1 protein-coding gene is annotated in these 783 nt (G+C 66.8%); it reads right to left on the bottom strand.

What is annotated here, in order from left to right:
- Window positions 1-783 (bottom strand): succinylglutamate desuccinylase/aspartoacylase family protein (locus NDI65_RS22165; protein WP_310894444.1); only part of this gene is annotated, 783 nt, incomplete at both ends.

The raw sequence follows: 783 nt of genomic DNA, 5'->3' as shown, positions 1-783 counted from the left end.
GAAGACGGCCTGCCCGACTTTCCCGTCGTACTTGTAGATGCCGCTGGAGCTGTGGAGGTCGACGACCACGTCGGGGTCGTGCGACTGGAGTTCGTCCCAGAGCGCCCGCGCGAGCCGGGACGTGGGGTTCGCCCCCGTAGGGAACTGGCGGTTCAGGTCGCCGTCTTCGGTGTACCGCGCGCCGATGCTGATTGCGGGCACGTTCGCGTAGGGGACGACGACGAGTTTGCCGCCGGTCGGGCGAAGGTGTCTGAGTTGGTCGGCGGCGTGGTAGCCCTGCGGTTCCTCGCCGTGGACGCCGCCGACGACGAACGCGGTCGGGCCGGGCTTGCCGGAGTCGATGACGTAGACGGGCGTCTCGTACTTCGTCCCGGGCAGCAGCGAGTGGGTGCTGACCGACCCCTCGTTGACGCGGTCGAGGCGGGTTTGAATCCAGCCGAGGATGTCGCCGTAGTTGCCGTATTTGTGGTCGCGGAGGAGTCGGACGCGCGGGACGCTGGGGATACCGTAGCGGACGGCCTCGTCGGTGGCCGACCGAACGAGGCTGTCGTAGCGGTCCTCGTAGGCTCGGTTGGCGATTTTGGTGATATTGCGGACGCCGGCGAGGTCCATGTAGGACTCCAACCGGGCGTGGGTGTACGTCTTAGTGGTGAAGTTCCAGAACATGAACTCGAAGAACTGCCAGAAGTTCTCGGGTTCGACGTCCCAGACGCCGTGAGCCGCGCGGGCGGCGCGGGCTTCGCCCTCGTCGTCGCCGACGAGGTAGGTGTCGATAGCGTCGGG

The sequence above is a fragment of the Haloferax sp. S2CR25 genome (assembly GCF_031624535.1).
Taxonomy (GTDB): Archaea; Halobacteriota; Halobacteria; order Halobacteriales; family Haloferacaceae; genus Haloferax; species Haloferax massiliensis.
This window is presented reverse-complemented; position numbering and strand designations above follow the sequence as displayed.